Source organism: Sphaerisporangium melleum, assembly GCF_014646695.1.
Classification (GTDB): Bacteria; Actinomycetota; Actinomycetes; order Streptosporangiales; family Streptosporangiaceae; genus Sphaerisporangium; species Sphaerisporangium melleum.
This window is the reverse complement of the sequence record NZ_BMNT01000011.1, coordinates 130439-151356: the sequence shown is the minus strand read 5'-3', so window position 1 is coordinate 151356 and position 20918 is coordinate 130439. Positions and strand designations below refer to the sequence as shown.

At 70.8% G+C, this 20918-nt stretch carries 19 protein-coding genes; 11 read left to right on the top strand and 8 right to left on the bottom strand.

Translation table 11 applies throughout. The features are described 5' to 3' along the window. Together IEY93_RS12020 and bldC are read left to right on the top strand one after the other, a co-directional pair. Nucleotides 1-670 (top strand): DUF8083 family protein (locus tag IEY93_RS12020; protein ID WP_229691061.1); only part of this gene is annotated, 670 nt, incomplete at its 5' end. 321 nt (nt 671-991) lie between these two features. Continuing rightward, nucleotides 992-1195, top strand: coding sequence for a developmental transcriptional regulator BldC (gene bldC, locus IEY93_RS12015; RefSeq protein WP_013133571.1), 204 nt, complete (start codon nt 992-994; stop codon nt 1193-1195). Between the two features lie 262 nt (nt 1196-1457). Here the strand turns inward: bldC and IEY93_RS12010 are convergent, their stop codons facing one another. Further along, on the bottom strand, nt 1458-2189 hold the full coding sequence (locus IEY93_RS12010; protein ID WP_229691060.1) for a TetR/AcrR family transcriptional regulator: 732 nt from the start codon (nt 2187-2189) through the stop codon (nt 1458-1460). 140 nt (nt 2190-2329) lie between these two features. Here IEY93_RS12010 and IEY93_RS12005 point away from each other — a divergent pair, with 140 nt between their 5' ends. The 4 genes from IEY93_RS12005 to IEY93_RS11990 all read left to right on the top strand — a co-directional run bounded on the left by IEY93_RS12005 (nt 2330) and on the right by IEY93_RS11990 (nt 6524). Further along, nucleotides 2330-3433: a LacI family DNA-binding transcriptional regulator gene (locus tag IEY93_RS12005; RefSeq protein ID WP_189163079.1), complete on the top strand. Its 1104-nt coding sequence runs from the start codon at nt 2330-2332 to the stop codon at nt 3431-3433. A 144-nt stretch (nt 3434-3577) separates the two neighbouring features. After that, nucleotides 3578-3826, top strand: coding sequence for a hypothetical protein (locus tag IEY93_RS12000; protein ID WP_189163078.1), 249 nt, complete (start codon nt 3578-3580; stop codon nt 3824-3826). Nucleotides 3827-3912: 86 nt separating this feature from the next. Next, complete coding sequence (locus IEY93_RS11995) at nt 3913-4767, top strand: N-acetylmuramoyl-L-alanine amidase (protein WP_189163077.1); 855 nt, start codon at nt 3913-3915, stop codon at nt 4765-4767. Between the two features lie 44 nt (nt 4768-4811). After that, nucleotides 4812-6524, top strand: coding sequence for a beta-N-acetylhexosaminidase (locus IEY93_RS11990; protein WP_189163076.1), 1713 nt, complete (start codon nt 4812-4814; stop codon nt 6522-6524). Between the two features lie 24 nt (nt 6525-6548). Here the strand turns inward: IEY93_RS11990 and IEY93_RS11985 are convergent, their stop codons facing one another. The 3 genes from IEY93_RS11985 to IEY93_RS11975 all read right to left on the bottom strand — a co-directional run bounded on the left by IEY93_RS11985 (nt 6549) and on the right by IEY93_RS11975 (nt 11198). Further along, nucleotides 6549-7634 (bottom strand): quinone-dependent dihydroorotate dehydrogenase, encoded by a 1086-nt coding sequence (locus tag IEY93_RS11985; RefSeq protein WP_189163075.1) that lies wholly within the window; start codon nt 7632-7634, stop codon nt 6549-6551. A gap of 163 nt (nt 7635-7797) precedes the next feature. Continuing rightward, the gene (locus IEY93_RS11980; RefSeq protein ID WP_189163074.1) at nt 7798-8502 is read right to left on the bottom strand and encodes a GAF and ANTAR domain-containing protein; all 705 of its coding nucleotides are present in this window, start codon (nt 8500-8502) and stop codon (nt 7798-7800) included. Nucleotides 8503-9110: 608 nt separating this feature from the next. Next, on the bottom strand, nt 9111-11198 hold the full coding sequence (locus IEY93_RS11975) for an MMPL family transporter (protein WP_203968567.1): 2088 nt from the start codon (nt 11196-11198) through the stop codon (nt 9111-9113). 166 nt (nt 11199-11364) lie between these two features. On the opposite strand from IEY93_RS11975, the gene IEY93_RS11970 reads away from it, so the two are divergent. The 4 genes from IEY93_RS11970 (at nt 11365) to IEY93_RS11955 (ending at nt 14348) form a co-directional block, all read left to right on the top strand. After that, nucleotides 11365-11877, top strand: coding sequence for a MarR family winged helix-turn-helix transcriptional regulator (locus IEY93_RS11970; protein WP_203968568.1), 513 nt, complete (start codon nt 11365-11367; stop codon nt 11875-11877). 117 nt (nt 11878-11994) lie between these two features. Continuing rightward, on the top strand, nt 11995-12486 hold the full coding sequence (locus IEY93_RS11965) for a hypothetical protein (protein ID WP_189163073.1): 492 nt from the start codon (nt 11995-11997) through the stop codon (nt 12484-12486). A gap of 78 nt (nt 12487-12564) precedes the next feature. Further along, nucleotides 12565-13482: an SDR family oxidoreductase gene (locus IEY93_RS11960; RefSeq protein ID WP_189163072.1), complete on the top strand. Its 918-nt coding sequence runs from the start codon at nt 12565-12567 to the stop codon at nt 13480-13482. Nucleotides 13483-13661: 179 nt separating this feature from the next. After that, nucleotides 13662-14348, top strand: a complete 687-nt coding sequence (locus IEY93_RS11955; protein WP_203968569.1) for a hemerythrin domain-containing protein — start codon at nt 13662-13664, stop codon at nt 14346-14348. 54 nt (nt 14349-14402) lie between these two features. Here the strand turns inward: IEY93_RS11955 and IEY93_RS11950 are convergent, their stop codons facing one another. The 4 genes from IEY93_RS11950 to IEY93_RS11935 all read right to left on the bottom strand — a co-directional run bounded on the left by IEY93_RS11950 (nt 14403) and on the right by IEY93_RS11935 (nt 19619). Then, on the bottom strand, nt 14403-15830 hold the full coding sequence (locus IEY93_RS11950; RefSeq protein WP_189163071.1) for a HAMP domain-containing sensor histidine kinase: 1428 nt from the start codon (nt 15828-15830) through the stop codon (nt 14403-14405). Nucleotides 15831-16118: 288 nt separating this feature from the next. After that, nucleotides 16119-16904: an ANTAR domain-containing protein gene (locus IEY93_RS11945; protein ID WP_189163070.1), complete on the bottom strand. Its 786-nt coding sequence runs from the start codon at nt 16902-16904 to the stop codon at nt 16119-16121. A gap of 198 nt (nt 16905-17102) precedes the next feature. Then, nucleotides 17103-18320 (bottom strand): cellulose binding domain-containing protein, encoded by a 1218-nt coding sequence (locus IEY93_RS11940; protein ID WP_189163069.1) that lies wholly within the window; start codon nt 18318-18320, stop codon nt 17103-17105. Nucleotides 18321-18671: 351 nt separating this feature from the next. Further along, a complete protein-coding gene (locus IEY93_RS11935) occupies nt 18672-19619 on the bottom strand; it encodes a PaaX family transcriptional regulator (RefSeq protein ID WP_203968570.1) in 948 nt (315 codons plus the stop codon). Nucleotides 19620-19692: 73 nt separating this feature from the next. Between IEY93_RS11935 and IEY93_RS11930 the strand changes: the two genes are divergently transcribed. Beyond that, entirely contained in the window at nt 19693-20808 is a 1116-nt protein-coding gene (locus tag IEY93_RS11930) for a M20 family metallopeptidase (RefSeq protein WP_189163067.1), read from the top strand. Nucleotides 20809-20918: the final 110 nt, after the last annotated feature.

Here is a 20918-nt window from a genome sequence, read left to right as displayed (position 1 = left end):
CCGCATCGAGGAGACGCTGTACGTCTGCCCCTGGCAGAGCAGGCTGCGGTCGTGGCTGGCCTTCGCCCGCTTCCGCGGCGCCACGCCGGTCAAGCTGGCCGACCGCTTCGTCCCGCGCGCCATCGCCGAGCAGACGGCCGACGACTTCGACCGTTACAAGCAGCAGCTCGGCTCCTCGGCGCTGAGGACGCACATCCGCACCAGCACCTGGCACATCCCCTCTCCGTGGTTCGTCCCGTTCGACTCGGCCGAGCGGTGGCTGGTGCTCGGCCGGCAGGAGGAGCAGCCGGCCGGCGAGCCGGCGGCCTCCACCACGACCGCCCCGGCCCGCAATCTGCTGTACGTGACGTCCATGGCGCAGGCCAGGCGGCGCGTCGCGCGTGCGCTCGTGGTCATCCGGCGGCACGTGGGCGAGGTCAGCACGCTCACCGAGGTCGAGGAGGTCGGGCGCTGGCTGGAGGACTTCCATCCGCACTCGCTGGTGGAGCTCGACTACGGCGGCCTGGTCCATCTGATGGACGACGCCACGCTGCAGGCCGACCAGTCCGCGGCCGAGCTGGCCGCGGCGCTCACCGGGTTGGACACCGGTCAAGAAGAGCTGGCCTACGCCATGTATCAGCGCGTGATCGTGCGCTGGAAGTCAATACAAGCCCTGGAAACAGCGAACTGAACCGCAAATCATGCACGTGACCTGCAAAAGTAGGTAACGGGAGTCACCAGCTCGCTTCTGCGAACTGAGTAGTTTGCCGTTTTCACTGCGATACCACGAAACGTGTCGCTAGAATCACCGAGCGTGACATCAACCCGTGGACAAGGCGTTGTGCTTCGAGGGCTCGCCAATCGCTCTACGTGGCTGTATGGTCACATCGGGTGATACCGCATATGGTCCAGAAAAATCCGTATGAATGGATCATTGGGGGACATCCAAGACAACGCGCCAACACAAGTCGCAGGATCGCTGTCGCCGGTCCACGGAGGAGAGGCCGCACAAATGTCAGCTCGTACACCCGAGGCCGAGCCACTGCTCACCCCGGCGGAGGTCGCCACCATGTTCCGCGTCGACCCCAAGACCGTTACTCGGTGGGCGAAGGCGGGCAAGTTGACGTCCATCCGCACCCTCGGCGGTCACCGTCGCTACCGGGAGACCGAGGTCCGCGCGCTGCTCGCGGGCATCCCGCAGCAGCGCTCGGAGTGAGGCGTAAGCCGCCGAGGACTTAGGGGGGAGAATTCCGGCGCGCTCGCGTCCCGTATGTGAGCGCGTCCAGCAGGACCGTGATCGCGTGAGGCGGGCCTGGGCCACCGGGGGCGAGACGCCCCCGACCACCTGCCCGTACGGCCTCTGACCGCTGTCATGGTCTCCGGTGTGAGAGGCGCCGCCCGCCCGGCGCCCATCTCACCGGGTGAAACGAGTGCGTCCAGGTGAACGGAACTAGGGCCTCCACCGCACGGAAGCCCTATCACCGTTCTCCGGTCGGCACATCCGGCTCCACGTGCGACACGCCCGGCTCCACGTGCGCCAGGTCCAGCAGCGAGACGCCCGCCTGCCCGTCATGACGCGCCGCCACCTCCAGCAGCGCCACCATCTGCTCCACCAGCAGCCGCTCGAGCGCCACCCGCTCGATGTCACGGTTCTCCAGCCAGTCGAGCCCCGCCGTCTCCACCGCCGCGATCCAGGATCGGAGCGTCGCGCGTAACGCCGGGCTCGGCTCGCTCACCTGTAACTGCTTGGTGATCATCTTGAACAGGCGCCTGCGGACCCCTTCGACGATCTCCCCCACCTCGCCCGCGCGGTTGGCCGGCCCCCCGCGCAGCAAGGCGGCGAAGCCCGCCGCGTGATCTTCCACGAAGTCGAAGTAGCGCGTCAGGCCGGCGGCCAGCTCCTGCAGGGCGGTGCCCCCCTGCACCGGCCGCAGGCGTTCCTCGAGCTCCTGTGCCGCACTGCGCAACGCGGCGACGTACAGCTCCTGCTTCCCGCCGAAGTAGTGGTACACCAGCGCGCGGGATGCCCCGGCGGCCGTGGCCACGTCGTCGATCGAGACCTCTTCGGCGTCCCGTTTGCTGAACAGTTCGAGCGCCGCGGCCATGAGCTCCTCGCGGCGGCGGTCGACGGTCAGCCTGCGTCGTGCCGGGCGTCCGGCACCAGGGTCGGCGCTCTCCCGCTCACCTGGAGCCCTTGATGTCGCACCCACAAAACGCACACTATCGAAGGCAGCGCCGGATGAGCGCGGCCCGAACGACCATCTGCCGAGCCGCACAAACCACCCGTACCCTCAACGCGACTCGATCGTTTGGTCTGACAGGTGCACATCCACTCATCGTGGGGAGAACCATGTCAGGACCGTCCACACAGACGACCGATCGGTACCGTTCCGATCTCGGCGCGGCCGAGCCCGGCCTCGGCGACGCGCAAGGCCCGCGCCCCCGGCCGACGATTAGGAACGTTGCAGAGCGCGCGGGCGTCTCGAAGTCGCTGGTCTCTCTCGTGCTGCGGGGCTCGCCGCATGTGAGCGAGCACCGGCGCGAAGCGGTTCTCCAGGCCGCCAGAGAGCTCGGGTACCGGCCGAACGCGGTCGCCCGCAGCCTTGTCGAGGGCCGCACCCACCTGGTCGGCGCGCTCGTCGCCGACCTGCACAACCCCTTCTACGCGGAGTTCCTCGACGGTCTGCAGGAGAGCCTGCACGGCGACGGCCTGCGCCTGCTGATCGGCAGCGGCCGCTGGAACCCCGCTTTCGAGGACGAGGCCGTCGAGGCGTTCCTGGAATTGCGCGTGGACGGGCTGGTGCTGCTCGGCGTCGCGCCGTCCAGCGAGACCCTGGCCGAGGCCACGGCCTACACCCCCACCGTCGTCGTCGGTGAGCGGGACGTCGAGATGGACGCCGTGGACATCGTGGTGGACGACGACCAGCTCGGCGCGCGGCTCGCGGTCGACCACCTGGTCGAGCTCGGCCATCGCCGCATCGCGCACATCGAGGGCACCCCCTCGTCCTCGGCCCGCTTCCGCTGTGAGGGCTATCTGGTCGCGATGCGCAGGCATGGGCTCGCGCCGCACATCATGGTCGAGCACGGCGACTTCACCGAGGAGGGCGGCCGGCGCGCGGCCCGTGCCCTGCTCGAGCGCACCCCCCGGCCCACCGCGATCTTCGCGGCCAACGACGTCGTCGCCCTCGGCGTGCTGGTCGCGGCCGGTGAGCTCGGGCTGCGCGTGCCTGAGGACCTTTCCGTGGTGGGGTACGACAACACCCATCTCGCCGCAGTCCACCACATCTCGCTGACCTCGCTGGACCAGCCGAGACGGGCGATGGGACGGTCGGCCGCGGCGCTGCTGAGCGACCGAATCAGCGACCCGGGCAAGACATCGCGGCTGCGCGAGGTCACGCCACGCCTGGTCGCGCGGCGCAGCACCGGCCCGGCTCCAAGTGATCCCCAAGGGTAGGTCAACATCCGCGGGATCGGCTCCTTCCCCGTGTTGACTCGTGACATGGCGCCGGCCGCGGCGCGCCGGACCGGCCCGGTAAGGGCCGGGCACCGGCCGGCCACGGGGGCAGCGGGCGGGCGGCGTCCGATCGGGGAGTTGAAGATGCGTGATCCGGAACTGGTCTCCTGCGCGCAGAGCGCGGCGGCCGAACTCGAACGGGCCTGGGCGCACTGGCGGGCCGCCAGGGGCAAGGGCGACGAGGCGGCCACCGAGTCGGTCGCCAGCTACGTCGCCCATTCCATCGACCATCCCTGGGGCCGGCCGCGGGTCGTCCTCGGCCTGGACGCCGAGGACGCGCGGGAGCTCGCCGCGTTGCTGCAGAGGCAGGAGCTGAACCAGCCGGCCTGGTGACCGGGGACGAACCCGCGCATGACGGCCGGGCCACGGCGCCCTTGCACGTAAGTTGGAGGGCGACGGTCGTCGGCGAAGGGATCATCGTGACCGGACGAGCTTGGGCCATCACCCTCCTTGCCCTGTGCGGGCTGAGCGCGACGGCCTGCGGAGGGACGGCCGCCGGTTCGGCGGCCGACCGCGAGCAGCGGCCGGTGACGGCGAGCATGAAGACCGTCTCGGCCGAGCCGGCCTCCTCCCCGGCTCGCGCGGCCACGGCCGGCACCCCCTCGGCCGCCGCGCGCGCCCTCGATGGCAAGGTCATCGTCCTGGACCCCGGTCACAACGGCGGCAACTACCGCCACCCCGAGGTCATCAACAAGAAGGTCAACGTCCTCACCCAGTGGAAGCCCTGTGACACCACGGGCACCGCGACCAACGACGGCTACTCCGAGGCCGCCTTCACTTGGGACGTGACCCGGCGGATGGTGAAGCTGCTGGAGGCCGAGGGCGCGACCGTCAAGCTCACTCGCGACGGCAACTCCGGTGTCGGGCCGTGCATCACCCAGCGCGCCGCCATCGGCAACAAGGCGCACGCGGACGCGGCGATCTCCATCCACGCCGACGGAGCACCGGCGTCCGGGCACGGCTTCCACGTGATCATGCCCAAGAAGATCAATGGGCCGGTGGACCCGGTCGTGGCCCGGTCCAAGCGGCTCGGCCTCGCGCTGCGCGCCGCCTACCACCAGGGCACCGGCATGCCGTACTCCAGCTATATCGGCAAGAACGCCCTCGACTTCCGCAATGACCTCGGCGGCCTCAACCTGTCCACCGTGCCCAAGGTCTTCATCGAGACCGGCAACATGCGCAATGCGAGCGACGCGGCCAAGCTCAAGGACCCGCGCTTCCGCCAGCGCCTCGCCGCCTCCCTGGTCAAGGGTCTCCAGGACTACCTGTCCTAGCCTGATCAACCGCCGGGGCGGCGCGGAAATGACACTATTTCCGGATGAGTGAGCTGATCCCTCGTCCTCAGGTCGTGCGCGGCGCACCGGGTTCCTACGTGGTGACAGCGGGCGCCCTGGTGACGGGCCCCGCCGATCTGGCCGCCGCCGTACGCCGGGCGCTGCCCGTCCTGGACCTCGGGTACGCAGGCCCGGCCGAGCCGGAGCGCACCGGCGCGGGCACGACACAGCCCGCAAACCCGCCTGGAAGCGCTCATACGGCGCCCAGAGCCGCGATCACCGTCACTCCCGGGGAAAACCTCGCCGCAGAAGCGTACGGCGTCTCAGTGACCGCTGAGGGCGTGCGCATCTCCGCGGGGGGCGCCGCCGGCGCGCTGTACGCCGGGCAGACCCTGCGTCAGCTCCTGCCCCCGGACGCGTTCCGGACGGCGGCGCCGCCGGGCGCCCGGTGGGCCATCCCGTGCGGCGAGATCGAGGACGCCCCGCGGTTCTCCTGGCGCGGCGCGCACCTGGACGTGTCCCGGCACTTCCTGCCCAAGCGCGAGGTGCTGCGCCTGATCGACCTGCTGGCCGTGCACAAGCTGAACCGCCTGCACCTCCACCTGGCCGACGACCAGGGCTGGCGGGTCGAGAGCAGGGCCTATCCGCTACTGCACGAGGTCGGCTCACACCGGGCCCGCACCACGACGACGCACCACATCGGGGACGAGCAGCGGTTCGACGACACCCCGCACGGCGGCTACTACACGCTGGCCGACCTGTCCGAGATGGGGGCCTACGCCCGGGATCGCGGGGTGACGATCGTCCCCGAGATCGACGTGCCCGGGCACGCGTCCGCCATCCTCGCGGCCTACCCGCACCTCGGCGCCCGCCCGGCCGCCGCGCACGCCGTCCTGGACCGGTGGGGCATCTCCCCGGCGATCCTGTCACCGCTGCCCGAGACCACCGCCTTCCTGTCCGCCGTCTTCGCCGAGATCATCGAGGCCCTCGGCACGGTGCCGTACTTCCACATCGGCGGCGACGAGTGCGTGCTGGACGACTGGGCGGCCTCGGCCGAGATCACGGCCCACCGCGCGTCGCTCGGGCTGGACTCCCCCGCCGACCTGCACGCCTGGTTCCTGCGCGAGCTGGCCGACGTGCTGGCCGGGCACGGGTGCCGCGCGGTGGTCTGGGACGAGGCGTTCGTCAGCGGCGCCCTGCGCCTGGACACGATCGTCATGCCCTGGCGCGGCATGGAGGTCGGCCGGCGCGCCGCGGCGGCCGGGCACGACATCGTGGCGACCCCGGTCTTCCCGCTGTACTTCGACTATGCCGAGGCGACCTCGGCCGAGGAGCCCGTGGCCATCGGGGACGCGATCACCGTGGCGGACGTCGCGGCCTTCGAGCCGGCGCCCGCGTCGTGGACCGCCAGGGAGGCGGCACGGGTGCTGGGCGCGCAGTTCCAGTTGTGGACCGAACGCATCCCCGACGGCCGGACGCTGGACTACCGTGCCTGGCCACGCGGGTGCGCCCTGGCCCAGGTCGCCTGGTCAGGGGACGCGGCGGGCTTCGCGGAGGCGCTGCCCGCGCACCTTGCCCGCCTGGACGCCTACGGCGTGGAGTACCGCCCGCCGGCCGGGCCCCGGCCCTGGCAGCGCGGCGGCACCGGCGACCGGCGGCACCGGCCGGGCGCCGTACCCGTCGCGGAGGTCATGCGCCACCTCTCCGCGATGACCCACGACGCCGAATCCACCCGTCCCAGCATCGAACCGGCCTGAGCGGTCCTGGACCGGTCCCGTAGGTCAGGCGGCCTTCCGCGCGCCGACCCGGCCGATCATCTCGCGCACCGAGGAGTACCCGTGGCGGCGCAGGCGGCGGGAGAGCGCGCGGTTGATCCGCCACGCCCACAGCGGCCCTTCGTACACCATCGCCGTGTAGCCCTGCACGAGGGTCGCCCCGGCCAGCAGGCGCTCCCAGACGTCGTCCACGTCCTCCACGCCGCCGACGGACACCAGGGTGAGCCGGTCGCCGACCCGTGCGTGCAGCCGGCGCAGCACCTCCAGTGAGCGGGCCTTCAACGGCCGCCCGGACAGGCCGCCGGCCTCGTCGGCCACGGCGGCCGACGCCCGGGACAGGCCGTTCCTGGCGATCGTGGTGTTGGTGGCGATGATGCCCGCCAGCCCCAGCTCGACCGCGAGGTCGGCCACGGCGTCGATGTCCTGGTCGGCCAGGTCGGGTGCGATCTTGACCAGCAGCGGCGTACGGCCGGCGGCCCGCCGCACCTCGCTGAGCAGGGGGCGCAGCAGCTCGACGGCCTGCAGGTCGCGCAGTCCCGGCGTGTTCGGCGAGCTGACGTTCACGACCAGGTAGTCGGCGAGCGGCGCGAGCCTGGCGGCGCTGGTCACGTAGTCGCGCACGGCCAGCTCGGGAGGGATGACCTTGGTCTTGCCGATGTTCACCCCGACGACGACCGGCAGGCCGCGGGGACGGCTCAGGCGGCGCGCGGCCTGGGCGGCACCGCGGTTGTTGAAGCCCATGCGGTTGACCACCGCCCGGTCGGCCGGCAGCCGGAACAGTCTGGGCCGCGGGTTGCCGGGCTGGGCGTGGGCGGTGATCGTGCCCACCTCGACGTGGCCGAAGCCGAACGCGGCCAGCCCCTCGACGCATCCGGCGTCCTTGTCGAAGCCGGCGGCGAGCCCGAAGGGGCTGGGGAAGTGGACGCCGAACGCCTGCACGCGTAGCGCCTCGTCCCGCGGCGCCAGGCTCCGATGGAGCCGGCGCTTCACGATCGGAAGGAGCGAGAGGACCCGGAGCGCGCGGAGCGTCAGGTGGTGCGCCGTCTCGGCGTCGAGCCTGCGCAGCACCAGCGCGAAGAGCAGTCGATACATCACGGCCCAGCGTAGCCGGAGGGGGCCGTGTCCCTGGATCCGGCCGGGCCGGCCGCGGGGACAGGGCGGGCGGCGCCGGTTCGGACGGCCGGTGGGGGGCACGGCCGGGACATCGGGAGTCGGGTCAGAGAGAGCCGGTGGGGGGCCGTCGCCGGCCCGGCGCTCAACCGGGCGGGGCCTGCTCGCCCAGGATCTCGGCGGCCAGGTCGGCGACGCGGCGGCGGCTGTCGCGGGCGCGCTTGCGCAGCCCGGTGAACGCCTGGGCGGCCGTCAGGTCGTGCTTGCCCATCAGGTAACCGATGGCCCGCTCGATCACGATGCGGTAGTCCAGCGCGTACTGCAACTGGTCGGCCAGGGCGCTCTTCTCCTCGGCCTTCACCGCGGCGGCCAGCACCTCTTCTATGACGTGCGCGTAGGCGAGCAGCGCCTGGGTGTCGGACTCCTCCCACTCGTGCGGTTCGGCCTGGTAGACGTTGAGCGTGCCCACCGGCCCGTCGCCGAGCCGTACCGGCACCCCGGCGACCGCCCGCACGCTCGGGTGCAGCAGCTCGGCCAGGTCGGGCCACCGTTCGTCGGCCTGCACGTCCCGCGTGGTCACGGCGGCGTTGGTGAAGAACGCCGACACGCACGGCCCGTGGCCCACGGCGGCCTGCGCGTGTTCAAGGCTCTTGCCCGCCTCGTCGGTGGTCACCAGGTAACGCAGCGCCTTGCCCTCGTCGGCGAACATCAGTCCGGCCCCGGCGTACCCGAACAGCCGGTCCACCACGCGCACGATGCGTTCCAAGTGGTGCACGACTCCGGTCGCCTCCGAAGCCTTCTGCACACCTCGCAGGCTTGCGACCAGAGCCTCGGGATCTATACGTGTCATTTCCCATCCTCTTGTTAACCTCACCCCTGCGCCGGCGCGTTCATGGAGAGCCATGCGGTCTCGCATGACATCTGCCCGAAATCGGGCACAACAGTCCCGCTTTCGCGGACACCGAAGAGCGACAACCCGAACAACCCGGACGGCGTGGCGGTCCGGGCCGGAAATCAGGTACGCCGATCACGCCGTCGTCTGCCGGACGGAAAGAATCGACGAGCGCGGCCGACGGCATGTTGTGCCTCAGCGCGCTAGACATGGTCAACGCCGGTGCCAATGGCGGTGCCACCTCCACATGAGGAAGCTCCGCGGACACAGGGCGGAATGATCTGCGGCAAAGCGTAGTGCGGCGCGATGATTCTGGCCAAGTGGTTCGCGCACCTGGTGGAAAGAATCACTGCGGCGGACACGCCCGTCGAGGCGCACCGGCGATGCCGCCCGCGCCGTGGACGCGGACCTGACGCTCACCTTCAGCCTATGCCGCGACGGGCGTGGACCGCCAAGGATGGAACGCGGGCTCGGCGACCGGGCACCGCAGGGCAGGAGATGGGAACAGGACGGCGGGTCGCGGCCCGGCGGGAGCCGGGCGCGCGGCCCCGCGAGGAGACGGCCGGTCAGCGGTACGCCAGGCCGGCCTCCTTCTGCTCGGCGTCCCCGGCCGCGGCCTGCGGCGTGCCCGGCCACCAGAAGCGGTCACCCAGCAGCGTGACCAGCGCCGGGACGAGCACACTGCGCACGAGGAGCGTGTCGAGCAGCACCCCGAAGCCGACGATGACCCCGATCTGGGTGAGGGTGATCAGCGGGAGCACACCCAGCACCGCGAACACCGCGGCGAGCAGCACACCCGCACTGGTGATCACCCCGCCGGTGACCGCGAGGGCCGCGACGATGCCCTGGCGCGTGCCGAGCCGCGGCGTCTCCTCCCTGGCCCGGGTGGTGAGGAAGATGTTGTAGTCGACCCCGAGCGCCACCAGGAACAGGAAGCTCAGCAGTGGAACGTCGAGGTCGAGCGCGGGGAAGCCGAAGAAGTGGGTGAAGGCGAACCACGAGGCGCCGAAGGCCGCGGCGAAGCTCGCGACCACCGTGAGCACGAGCGTGACCGCCGCGACGAGCGAGCGCAGCAGGACGAGCAGCACCAGCAGCACCACGCCCAGCACCAGAGGGATGATCAGCCGCTGGTCACGGGCGGCGGCGTCCCGGTCGTCCAGGTCGGACGCCTCCGGGCCGCCGACCACCGCCGACGCGCCCGGGACGGCGTGGACGGCCGCGCGCAGCTGCCTGATCGCCGCGAAACTCTCCGGCGTGCCCGGCTCCAGTCCGAGCACCGCCTCGACGCGGGTGTGGCGCGGGGTACGTTCCACGATCGTGACCCGCGGCTTCGCCGGGATGGACGCCGCGGCGGCGCGCACCTGCTCGGCGGCGGCCGTACCGGTGATGATCACGGCCGGCCTGCCGCTGTCGGCGGGGAAGGCGCGGCTGAGGGTCTGCTGGCCGGCGATGGCCTCGACCGGGTCGCGGAACTGCTCGGTCTGCGCGAGCCCGCTGCGCAGGCCGATGCCCCCGGCTGCGAGCACGGCGAGCAGGCCCACGCTGAGGACGGTCATGAGGACGGGCCGCCGTGCGACGAAGTGGCCGGCCCGCGACCACGGCCCGGTGCGCGACGGGTCGTCCTGCCCCACCTTGGGGGCGAACGGCCAGAACAGGCCACGGCCGAAGATCACCATGGCGGCGGGCAGCACGAGCAGGGCGTAGGCCACGGCGGTCACGATGCCGATCGCTCCGGCCAGGCCGATGCCCCTGGTGAACGGCGACGCCGCGAAGCTCAGCGTGGCGAGGGCGAGGGTCACGGTGGCCGAGCTGGCGAGGATGGCCGGCGCGGCCGAGCGGACCGCTCCGGTCATGGCCGCGTGCCGGTCGTCATGGTGGCGCAGTTGCTCGCGATAGCGCGCGATCAGCAGCAGGGCGTAGTTCGTCCCGGCGCCGAAGACCAGCACGGAGGTGATGCCGAGGGTGGAGTCGTCCACGGTGAGCCCCGTGACGCGGGTCAAGATGGCCACGACCTTGGCGGCCACCTGGTCGGCCAGGCCGATCACGCTGAGCGGCACCAGCCACAGCCAGGGGCTGCGGTAGGTGATCAGGAGCAGCAGCGCGACCACCCCGGCCGTGACGGCGAGCAGGGTCAGGTCGGCGTCCTGGAACACCGCGGCGAGATCGACCTTGAAGCCGGCGCCGCCGGTCACCTCGGCCCGCGCGCCGGAGGGCAGCCCGTCCCGGACCTCGGCGCGGATCTCGCCGACGGTGCCGGTCAGCTCGGCGATCGGCAGCGTCCCGGAGAGCGGCACGGTCAGCAGGGCGACGTCCCCCGCGTAGACGGGCGGCGGCATCCTGCCGCCCATGGCCAGCGCGGCCACGCGCGCGGCGTCCGCGCCGATGGCCGCCTTGTCCTGCTCGGTCAGACCGCCCGCACGGCTGTACACCACCAGCGCGGGGAGCGCCTGGCCGCTCGGCAGTTCCCGGCTGAGCCGGGTGACCGTCGCCGACTCCGCGCCCTTGGGCAGGGCCGCCGCCGGGTCGGTGTTCACCGCGGCCGCGCCGCCGAAGGCCAGCGCAAGCGCGGAGAGCAGCAGGGCCACGGCCAGCGTGACCCACTTCCCGCGCGCCCCCCACAGCGCCGCCCAGCCCCTATGCTCTGGTCGTCTCAACGCAGCACGCCCCAATCCACAAGTACTTCACTGATGGAATAGTTCCACGGGCGAAAAGATTAGGCCGGGGCGGCCGCGGTGGCAACCGGCGTGGCCGCATGCGGCATGCGCGGCGTGCGGGCTGCCGAGGACCTCGCGGACGACGACGAGAAGAGGAGGCGCAAGCGTGGCGGCACAGGAACCCGGCGGCGTGCCGGGCGAACGGGAAGCGCAGGACGGCATCGCGGATCCGATCGAACTTCTCACGCTCCTGCGCCGGCTCAACGTCGAACTCGACCGATTCGTCGAGCGGTTCGCCGTCGGGCACGGCCTGCACCGCACCGACCTCAACGCCGTCGTAGTGATCATGGACGCGGCGCGCGAGGGCCGTCCGCTCACCCCGGGGGAACTCGGCGCGGCGCTCAACCTCAGCGCCCCGGCGACCACCGCGCTGTTGAACCGGCTGGAGCACGCGGGCCACATCGAGCGCACGCGCAGCGCGACCGACCGCCGCAAGGTGGAGCTCGCCCTGCACTCCCAGGCGGTCACGCTCGCCAGGGACTTCTTCACCCCGCTCGCCCGGCACCTGTCCGCAGCGCTGGAGGAGTTCAGCGGCGCGGAGCGACAGGTGATCCGCCGCTTCCTCGCCGGCGGCATCGAGGCGTCGGTGGCCGCCCGCGAGGAGACCTCGCGTCACTGACCCACCCCCGGCAGACCGGTTCCAGTGGGCTGCTACCCGCTTGCAGCGCCGGGGCAAGGAGGTTGAAAGCGGCCCACCACACAATGCGGTCATCTCGAAAAGGAAGGACCGCCTCCGATGAGGATCACCCGCACCCTGACCGGCCTGGCCATCACCGCCGCCTTCGTCGCGACCGCCCCCCTCGCCGCCGACGCCGCCACCGGCCCCTCGGACGCGGTCGCCACGACCACCGTCGCCAAGAACTGGGGTTCCTACTACGCGCCGGGCCGCGCGGCCAAGGCCTTCGGCTCACTCACCGCCACCGGCGAGGACCACGAGGACCTGCCGACCGCCGACACCGTGAAGATCTCCGGCAAGGTCTACGACCTCACCCGCTCGCGGTCATGCGGCTGGGCGGTCTTCCGGATCACCTACCGCTCGGGGAACAACCTCCCGTTCAAGCACGGCGTCGTCCGGGACTGCTCCTACGGCTCGCCGAAGAAGTTCGCCGTCAAGTACCACGACGTGTACCAGGTCGAGCTGAAGGTCTGCTCCGAGCCCAAGGCCGCCCAGCCGTCGCTCAACTGCCTCTACGCGGGCACCTGGAAGGTCCTGTACCTGTCCAAGTGACCGCCCGCCCGCCTCCGCGGCGATCCCCGGGCGACCTCCCCGCCGAAACTGTCGGTGCCGTCTGTCACGATCGGCCGCATGAACCAAGGACGGCTGGACGGCAAGATCGCCGTGGTCGCCGGGGCGACGCGGGGCGCGGGGCGTGCCATCGCGGTCGAGCTCGGCGCCGCGGGGGCCACGGTGTACGTAACGGGGCGCTCCACGCGGGGGCAGCGCTCCGAGATCGACCGGCCCGAGACCATCGAGGAGACCGCCGACCTGGTGGCCGCCGCGGGCGGCCGCGCGATCCCCGTCCAGGTCGACCACCTCGAGTCCGGGCAGGTGAAGGCACTCATCGAGCGGGTCGGCCGCGAGCAGGGCCGGCTCGATGTGCTGGTCAACAACATCTGGGGCGGCGAGTCGCTGTTCAGCTGGACCGACCGGCTGTGGGAGCACTCGCTCGACACCGGCCTGCGCATCCTGCGGCTGGCGGTCGACACGCACATCATCACCAGCCACCACGCCCTGCCACTGATGATCCAGAATCCCGGCGGGCTGGTCGTCGAGATGACCGACGGCACCGCCGACTACAACGCCGAGAACTACCGCGTCTCCTTCTTCTACGACCTGGCCAAGACCTCGGTGCTCCGCATGGCCTTCGCCCAGGGCAAGGAGCTCGCGCCGCACGGCGCCACGGCCGTCGCGCTGACCCCGGGGTGGATGCGCTCCGAGATCATGCTGGACGCCTTCGGGGTCACCGAGGCCAACTGGCGTGACGCGCTGGCCGCACAACCGCATTTCGCCATCTCCGAGACACCCGCCTACACCGGCCGTGCCGTCGCGGCACTCGCCGCCGACCCGCAGGTCGCCCGCTGGAACGGCCGGTCGCTGTCCAGCGGCCAGCTCGCACAGGTCTACGGCTTCACCGACATCGACGGCAGCCGCCCGGACGCCTGGCGCTACCTGGTGGAGGTGCAGGACCAGGGCAAGCCCGCCGACGTCACCAGCTACCGCTGACCCAGCGGGCGGCCGGTCGCCCAAGCGGCACCACCGCGGCCGTAAGTGGCCGCGAGGAGCACAGAAGCGAGCGATTCGCCCTTAACAGACGAGTAACCTCAAACCGCTAGGTTGATTCGGGCGGCCTTCCCCCCACTTCGCCGGCCCTGTTGTCTTCGACACCTCGACCTAGGAAACACGTGACCACTTCCACCACTGCGATGGCCGACGTCCGGGACATGTACATGGCGCACACCACGCTGCGCCGGGAGTTCGGCCTGGCATCGGGGCTGGTGCGCGGCGTGCCGGAGGGCGACGTCGCGCGCGCCGCGGTCGTGGCCGACCACATCACGATGCTGTCCACCATCCTGCACGCGCACCACGGCGGCGAGGACGAGTTGCTGTGGCCCAGGCTGCTGGAGCGCGGGTCGCAGGAGATCGCCCCGATCGTCCATCTGATGGAGCGCCACCACGAGGCCATCGACCGGGGCAACGAAGAGGTCGGTCAACGGCTCGCCCCCTGGCGCGGCGATCCGTCCGCCGCGCACCGTGAGAGCCTCGCCGACGCGATCGACCGGCTGAACCCGGTGCTCGTCGAGCACATGGCGCTGGAAGAGGAGCGCATCCTGCCGCTGGCCGAGAAGTACGTCACCGCCGCCGAGTGGGACGAACTCGGCGCCCACTCGATGAGCGAGCTGCCCAAGAAGCGGCTCCCGCTCGCCTTCGGCATGGCGATGTACGAGGGGGATCCGGAGGTCATCAAGCACGTCCTCGCCGGCGCCCCGCTGCCCGCCCGCCTGCTCATGCCGCTCATCGCCCCGCGCGCGTACGCCTCCTACGCCAGGCGCCTCTACGGCACGCCAACCCCGCCGCGTTCCGCGGTCTGACCGGTCCCCCTCGGCCTATCACGGCGGACCATTTCCGGCTGATTCGTCCAGGCCTTACCGGTGACCGGGCCTCGTGGCCCCAGCTCGGTCATCCTCGTCCATGCTGGACGGCTTCGCGGAGGGCGGCTCGCCGCCGCTGGGCGCCAACGGCAGCCGGAGGACGAACCGGGCACCGCACGGCGAGTCTTCCATGACGAGACTGCCGTGGTGGTCGTTGGCGACGGCACGGGCGATGGCAAGGCCGAGCCCACTGCCTTTGGGGTCTCTGCGGCATCCGTCCCCGAGCCGCACGAAGGGCTGGAAGACCCGCTCACGATCTTCCGGACGCACACCGTCCCCGTCGTCGGTCACGGTAACCACCGCCTCGTCGCCCACCCGCCGCACGGTCACGTCGACGCCCGTCCGCGCGTGCCGCTGCGCGTTGGCCACCAGGTTGTTCAGCACCGCCGTCAGCTGCGGTGCCCGGCCGAGAACCTCGATGGTCCCGGTGAAGTGGGTTCGCACCGGCACCCGCCAGGTGTTCCTGACCAGTTCCTCGCCCAGCAGCGCACACAGGTCGAGCGGTTCCGGCGGCGTGGACGCGGCACACACCCGGGTGAGCACCATGAGGTCGTCGATCATCGAGCAGAGCCGCTCCGCGGCGCACAGACCCGCTTTGATGGACTCTCCGGGGTCGACTTCGTCCGGATAGCGCAGGAACTCCTCCATCTGCACACGCAAGGCGGCCACCGGCGTCTTCAACTCGTGGGAGACGACGGACGCGAACCGCCGTTGCCGCTCCACCGCCTCCTCAAGGTGCGAGAGCGTGCGATTGGCCGTACGGGCCAGCCGTCCGATCTCGTCGTCGCCGGCCGGTTCCGGCAGCCGCAGGCGGAGATCGGTTGAGCTGATCTCCGCCATCCTGGCCTGGATCGCCTGTACGGGACGCAGCGTGCGTCCGACCACGATCCAGGTCATCCACGTCGTCAGCACCGTGGCGCCGCAGACGGCCATCACGGTGAACACCTCCAGCCAGTGGGTGGCCAGCATGGGCGGGGGTTTCATCCCGGCGTAGACGACATGGGGGGCGCCGTCCCAGAGCAGGCGGGCCTCGTGCGGGGAGACGCGCACGGCGGTGATCAGGAGGCATCCGGCGTGCGAGTGCACGTCCAGCCGAAGGATCCGGTCCTCCTCGGTCGGCTGGATCCTGGTCAGCGGCACCGTGCCGGCGAGCGCGTTGGCGGCCACCACACGCCCGGCCGAGTCGACCAGCTGCAGGAAGTCGACGGAGGTCGCCGGGATGACGGGCGGAGTCCGGTCGGGCCGCATCGAGCCGATCCAGGAGGTCGCCGCGCGCTCGGTCTCCTGGAAGACGATGTCACGGATCTTGGTCTCGACCAGGGTGTGCAGCACGATCCCCAGCGCGGTGAACAGGATCAAAGACGCCACCGCGACGGTCAGGGTGTACCTCGCCCTGATCGAGCGCCCACGGATCAGCCTCATGGTCGCACCTCCCGCAACCGGCGTCTTCCGGCCACCGCACGGCGAGCGGACGCGGGAAACGCCGGCGCCCCGGAGAACACGGGAAACGGGAAGGCTCGGCGTGGCAGGCGGTATGCGGAGATACCGGAAAGCACCGCGAACGGCGGGGACATGGCGAGACGGCCACCTTTGCATGACGAACGGAGGGCCGCGCCTCTGGACCACTATTAAGTACTCTACCTGCGGATATAACATACGGTGATGATTGATAACCAATTTGGGAGAATGGGGTAGATCTCTTTAGTCGCCCTATGCCAAGGACTCGAAGGGTCCTGGGTCGGGCGGGTGACCGCCCACCGCCGTGACGATCTCGACCGCCAGGTCGTGCAGTTTGAGGTTACGGTTCTGGGACGCCCGGCTGAGGATGGCGAAGGCGACACCCGCCGCACAGCGCTGCCGGCCCATCAGAATGCCGACGGCCTGGGCGATGACGCTACGCGAGGCCAGGGCCGCCCGTAGATCTTCACGTGCCTCGTGCAACTGCTCGTTCAGCCGCTGCACCTCCAGCGCCCCCGCGTACAACTCGACCGCGACCGCCTCGTCCTGCCGGTCGTTCCCCCGTTCGCGCTCGCACCGCAACCGCGAGGATCGCACGATCGCGGTCACGTCCTTCAGGCGGTGCAGGATCCATGCGATCTCCCCGTCCGGTCCGCGGACCGGAGTGTTGATCACCGAGGACCAGAACTCCTCGAACAGTCCCGGGCTTCCGGAGACCGGGATGTCGTACCTCTGCACGGCGACCGTGTCCCGCTCACCGGTGGCCAGCACGCGCTCCACCGAGGCCCGCATGACCTCGTCCCCGCGGGAGGCGGGATCGGCGGGGTTCGGCGGGAACGCCTCGAACACGTTCCGCCCGATGAGCTCGTCCCTGGTCCGGCGAGTGGCCTCCAGATAGGCCCGGTTCACCTCGACGATGCGCAGATCGGGGGCCAGTAGCAGCAGAGGGGTGGGCATCAAGGCGAACACCGCGGCATAGTCGATCGCCGTACCGCCGGTCACGGACGCCGTCGCGTGGCCTTCGCCCGTTCTCACCACACAGCCCAAGCTACTCCCGCCCCCACCTGCCCTCTCCGCTGAACCCCTTCCGTCGCAGGGGACGGTCTCCGACTTGAGCAAGGTCGTCAGCTGCCTTTGACCAGGCAGGCGTTGCTGCATGCTTCCTCGCGGCGCGGCGGGCCGGGACCTGCCTCCCGGCCCGCCGCCACGGCGCTCCCTGCCTGCGGCGGGTGGAGATCAGCCTGCCGCGCAGGTGACGGTGGCGCCGGCACCGGTTCCGCTGCCCTGGAAGCCGAAGCTGGTGCTCTGTCCGGCCGACAGCCGCCCGTTGTAGCTCTGGTTGGTGACGGTCACGTTGCCGCTGGTACCGGTGTTGACGCCGTTCCACAAGGAGGTGATCGTGGCTCCGGCCGGCAGGCCGAGAGAGACGCTCCAGCCGTTGATCGCGGTGCCGCCGGCCGTGACGCTGACGGACGCGACGAAGCCGCCGGACCATTGGTCCTGTACCGAGTAGGTCGCCGAGCAGCCCCGGGACCCGCCGCCGCTGGGCGACGGAGAGGGAGACGGGGACGGGGACGGAGTGGGACTGGGCGACGGGGAGGGGTTGCCGCCGTCGAGCGTGAGGTTCTTCTGCTGGACCTGCCACTGCGTGTTGCACAGACCGCAGTTGGCACCGACGAAGTTCGCGCCGGCCGTCGTGTCCCCCTTCAGCCGCCACTTGAGGTACAGCACCGCCACGCGGCCGAACTCGCCGCCGTTGGTCTGGCCGTAGGTGCCACCGTGCCCGACGTTCAGATTGCCCATGAAGGCGGGCAGCCCCGCCGGCAGCTTGCCCCAGTCGTCGATGGCGTTCGGGTAGGCGATGTCACTGGGCCCGCCGATGAAGTAGGCGATCGGCTTCGTCAGCCGGCGGAGCTGGTAGTCGTCGGCATCGTTCAACAACCCGCTGCTGAAGATGGTGGTCGTGGTGACGCGTGCGTCGTTGGAGACGGCGTAGGCCTCCAGTCCCCCGCATGAGTAGCCGCCTACCGCGATCTTGCCGGTGTCGAGCCTGCCGTAGTACTTGCCGCCCTGGCGGCTGTTCTCCGCGACCGCCCAGTCGATGGACTGGGTGAGCATCTGGGAGGTCGTCGACCCCGAGGCGTTCGGGCCGCCGCTCGCGATGGCCAGAAATCCGTACGAGGCGATCTCGCGGAGGAAGTTCTGCTGCGAGAGCCCGTTGGCGGAGCAGCCTCCGTTGCCCCAGACGAAAATCGGAAGTTTCTCGGCGGGGAGGGTGCCAGGCCGGTAGATGGTGTGATTCGCCAGGCTCGTGGAGGTCTCGTAATCAGCCGGGTAGGGTCCCGAGCCGCCGACCGCCGCGGCGGTCGGCGTCACCGTGAGCGCCACTATCCCGGCGCAGACCGGGGCGAGTGCGGCCGCCAATACCGCCCTGATGATCGCGCGTTTTCTCATTTCGCCCTCCGAGGGGTGTCACGACGGCGCTCTTTTCGGGATGTGGCAGTCGCGGCGCACGCCGACGGAACCCGGCAACGGCACGACCACTCCCAGCGCGGCCAGGCTGATTTGCCCGCCCGAATCAGGAGATGGAGATGGCGAACCATCGGCTGCACGTTGCGCTCGTGTCAGTCGGAACGAGCCGATGAGAGCAACGTGCAGTTACTATCAATGTGGTAATGAAAAGTGTCAAGAGACCGCACTTCGCGAGTCGAACGGCGCACGCGCAGACCGGAAACGCCCCTGACGACGGCGGTCACCGAACGCGCTGCGGCGACCGGCGGTCGTTCCGGTGGGTGAAAGTTTCGCTCAGCCTTTCCCGCCGGCCGGGACCGAGAGGAAGTTCTCCGATGCCCGGAAGTGGGTGATCCAGGACGCGGCATCCGGCCAGTACGGGGTCGCGACCTGGATGAGCCGTGCCTCGGCGAGCGCCCCGAGAGCCGAATGGATCTCCAGCATGAGGTCCCTGGCGACCTGGCGGGGCCACGGTGCCGGCAGGAGATGCCCGGGGAGATCAGGGTCGATGTCCGGGAACTTCCGCCAGGAATCCATGACGGAGGTCCGCACCACCAGCGCCCGGGTCGCGTCGATCTCCCCGTCGCGCACGGCCATCCGCAGGTCCGCGTACTGCGCGATGAAAGCCTCGTAGGCTGCCGCCAGGCCGGCCAGATCGTAGGCGGCGGCCGGACCGTGCGGGCCGGCCTCCTCGTCGAACCGCGTGTGCATCACCGACCATCGGCCACCCTCGACGTCGTCCAGGATGTCGTGCAGCGCCCGCGTCACCGGACCGGAGTCCGATCCGGGGCGGATCCACACACTGTCGTACAACCGCGCGAATCCCAGCGACCCCAGTGTTCTCCGGACCGCGTGCCGTGGGGCCTGGCCGGACTGGGGGATCGAGAAGGAGACGGTCACCCAGTCTCCGGTCCACCGCGGCGGGCGGGCGCCGAAGCTCAGGAAATGATCCATCCGGGAGCGATGCCTGGCGATCGCCTGGGGCGTGAGGTGGTACACGGGCGGCCGGCCAGGCCCCCGCACCGCGATCAGGCCACGCTTGGTCAGCCGCGACAATGCCGCCCGCGCGCTGGACTCGCTGATGCCGAACTCCCCGAGCATCGCCACCACCGCCACCGATGGAAGGTCCGCCTCCGAGGAGTCGAGATATTCACCGAGCAAAGTCGCCAGCAGGTGCTGCGGATTGGGGCCGGCCTGCGCCCGTGGAACTCCGGCATCGTCCGAAGGCACAACGACACTCACGCCATCAGCTTGCCGCATGTTTCCCGTACCGGGGCTCTGGCGCCGGTGACGGCGGCGGGCGACCATGGTGCCCATGGAGGCCGTTCCCGAGTGGTTCGTGACCCTGGCCGAGGAGTTGCTCGCCGTGCCCTCGGTGGCCGACCGCCCCGCCGATCTCCACCGGGCCCTGGACCTCGTGCTCGACTTCATCGGCCCCGGCTTCACGGTGGAGCGGTTCGAGTCGGGCGGTAAGCCGAGCGCGCTGGTCCACCCCGCTTCGGCGCCGCGCCCGCGGTTCCCGGTGATCTTCAACGCGCATCTGGACGTGGTCCCCGCGCCGCCGAACCAGTTCGTTCCCCGCCGCGAGGGCGATCGCCTGTACGCCAGAGGCGCCCAGGACATGAAGCTGTCGGCGCTGGTGATGGCATGGGTGTTCCGCGAGTCGGCCGCCGCGCTGCCCTATCCGATCGCGCTGCAACTCGTCACCGACGAGGAGGTCGGAGGGCGCGACGGCACGCTGCACCAGCTCCGGCATGGTGTCATCGGCGACTTCGTCGTGATCGGCGAGCAGAGCGGGCTGCGCGTCGTGACCGACTCCAAGGGCATGGTCGTGGCGAACCTGCGGGCCACCGGCCGCGGCGCCCACGGCGCCTACCCCTGGCTCGGCGACAACGCCCTGCTCAGGCTGATGCGAAGCGTCGACAACCTGCTGACCCGATATCCGGTCGCCACCGAGGAGGTCTGGCGCACCACGGTGAACCTCGCGCGGGTCGAGACACCGGACGCCGCCCGCAACCAGGTCCCCGCCATGGCCGAGGCGTGGCTGGACATCCGCTACCCGCCGCAGGACCACGACCTGAACGGCCGGACCACGCAGCAGGTCGCCGAGCACCTGCTGGGCTTCTGCGAGCCGGGCGTCACCCCGGTGGTCGACCACGTCGACCCGCCGCACCACGCCGATCGCGACCGTCCCGAGGTGCTCGCGCTCCGCGCGGCGGCGAGGGAGGAGGGCTACGACGCCCCCTTCCTGCGCAAGCACGGCGCCGCCGACGGCCGGTTCTACTACGAGAGGGGTGTCGACGCGGTGATCTTCGGCATCGGCGGCGACGGCCAGCACGGCCCGGACGAGTACGCCGACCTGGCGACGGTCCTGCCGTACCACCGAGCACTCACGGCATTCCTCCGCGCCCCTGTGTTTCGAAGTGAGTGACTCCGGACTCGGAACTAGTTGAAGCTACCTGAGTAGCCCAGGGCTTTGATCTCGTTGAACAGGTGCAGAACGGGAACCGCGGGGTCGTCGGCGCGGCGGCGCCGCAGGTG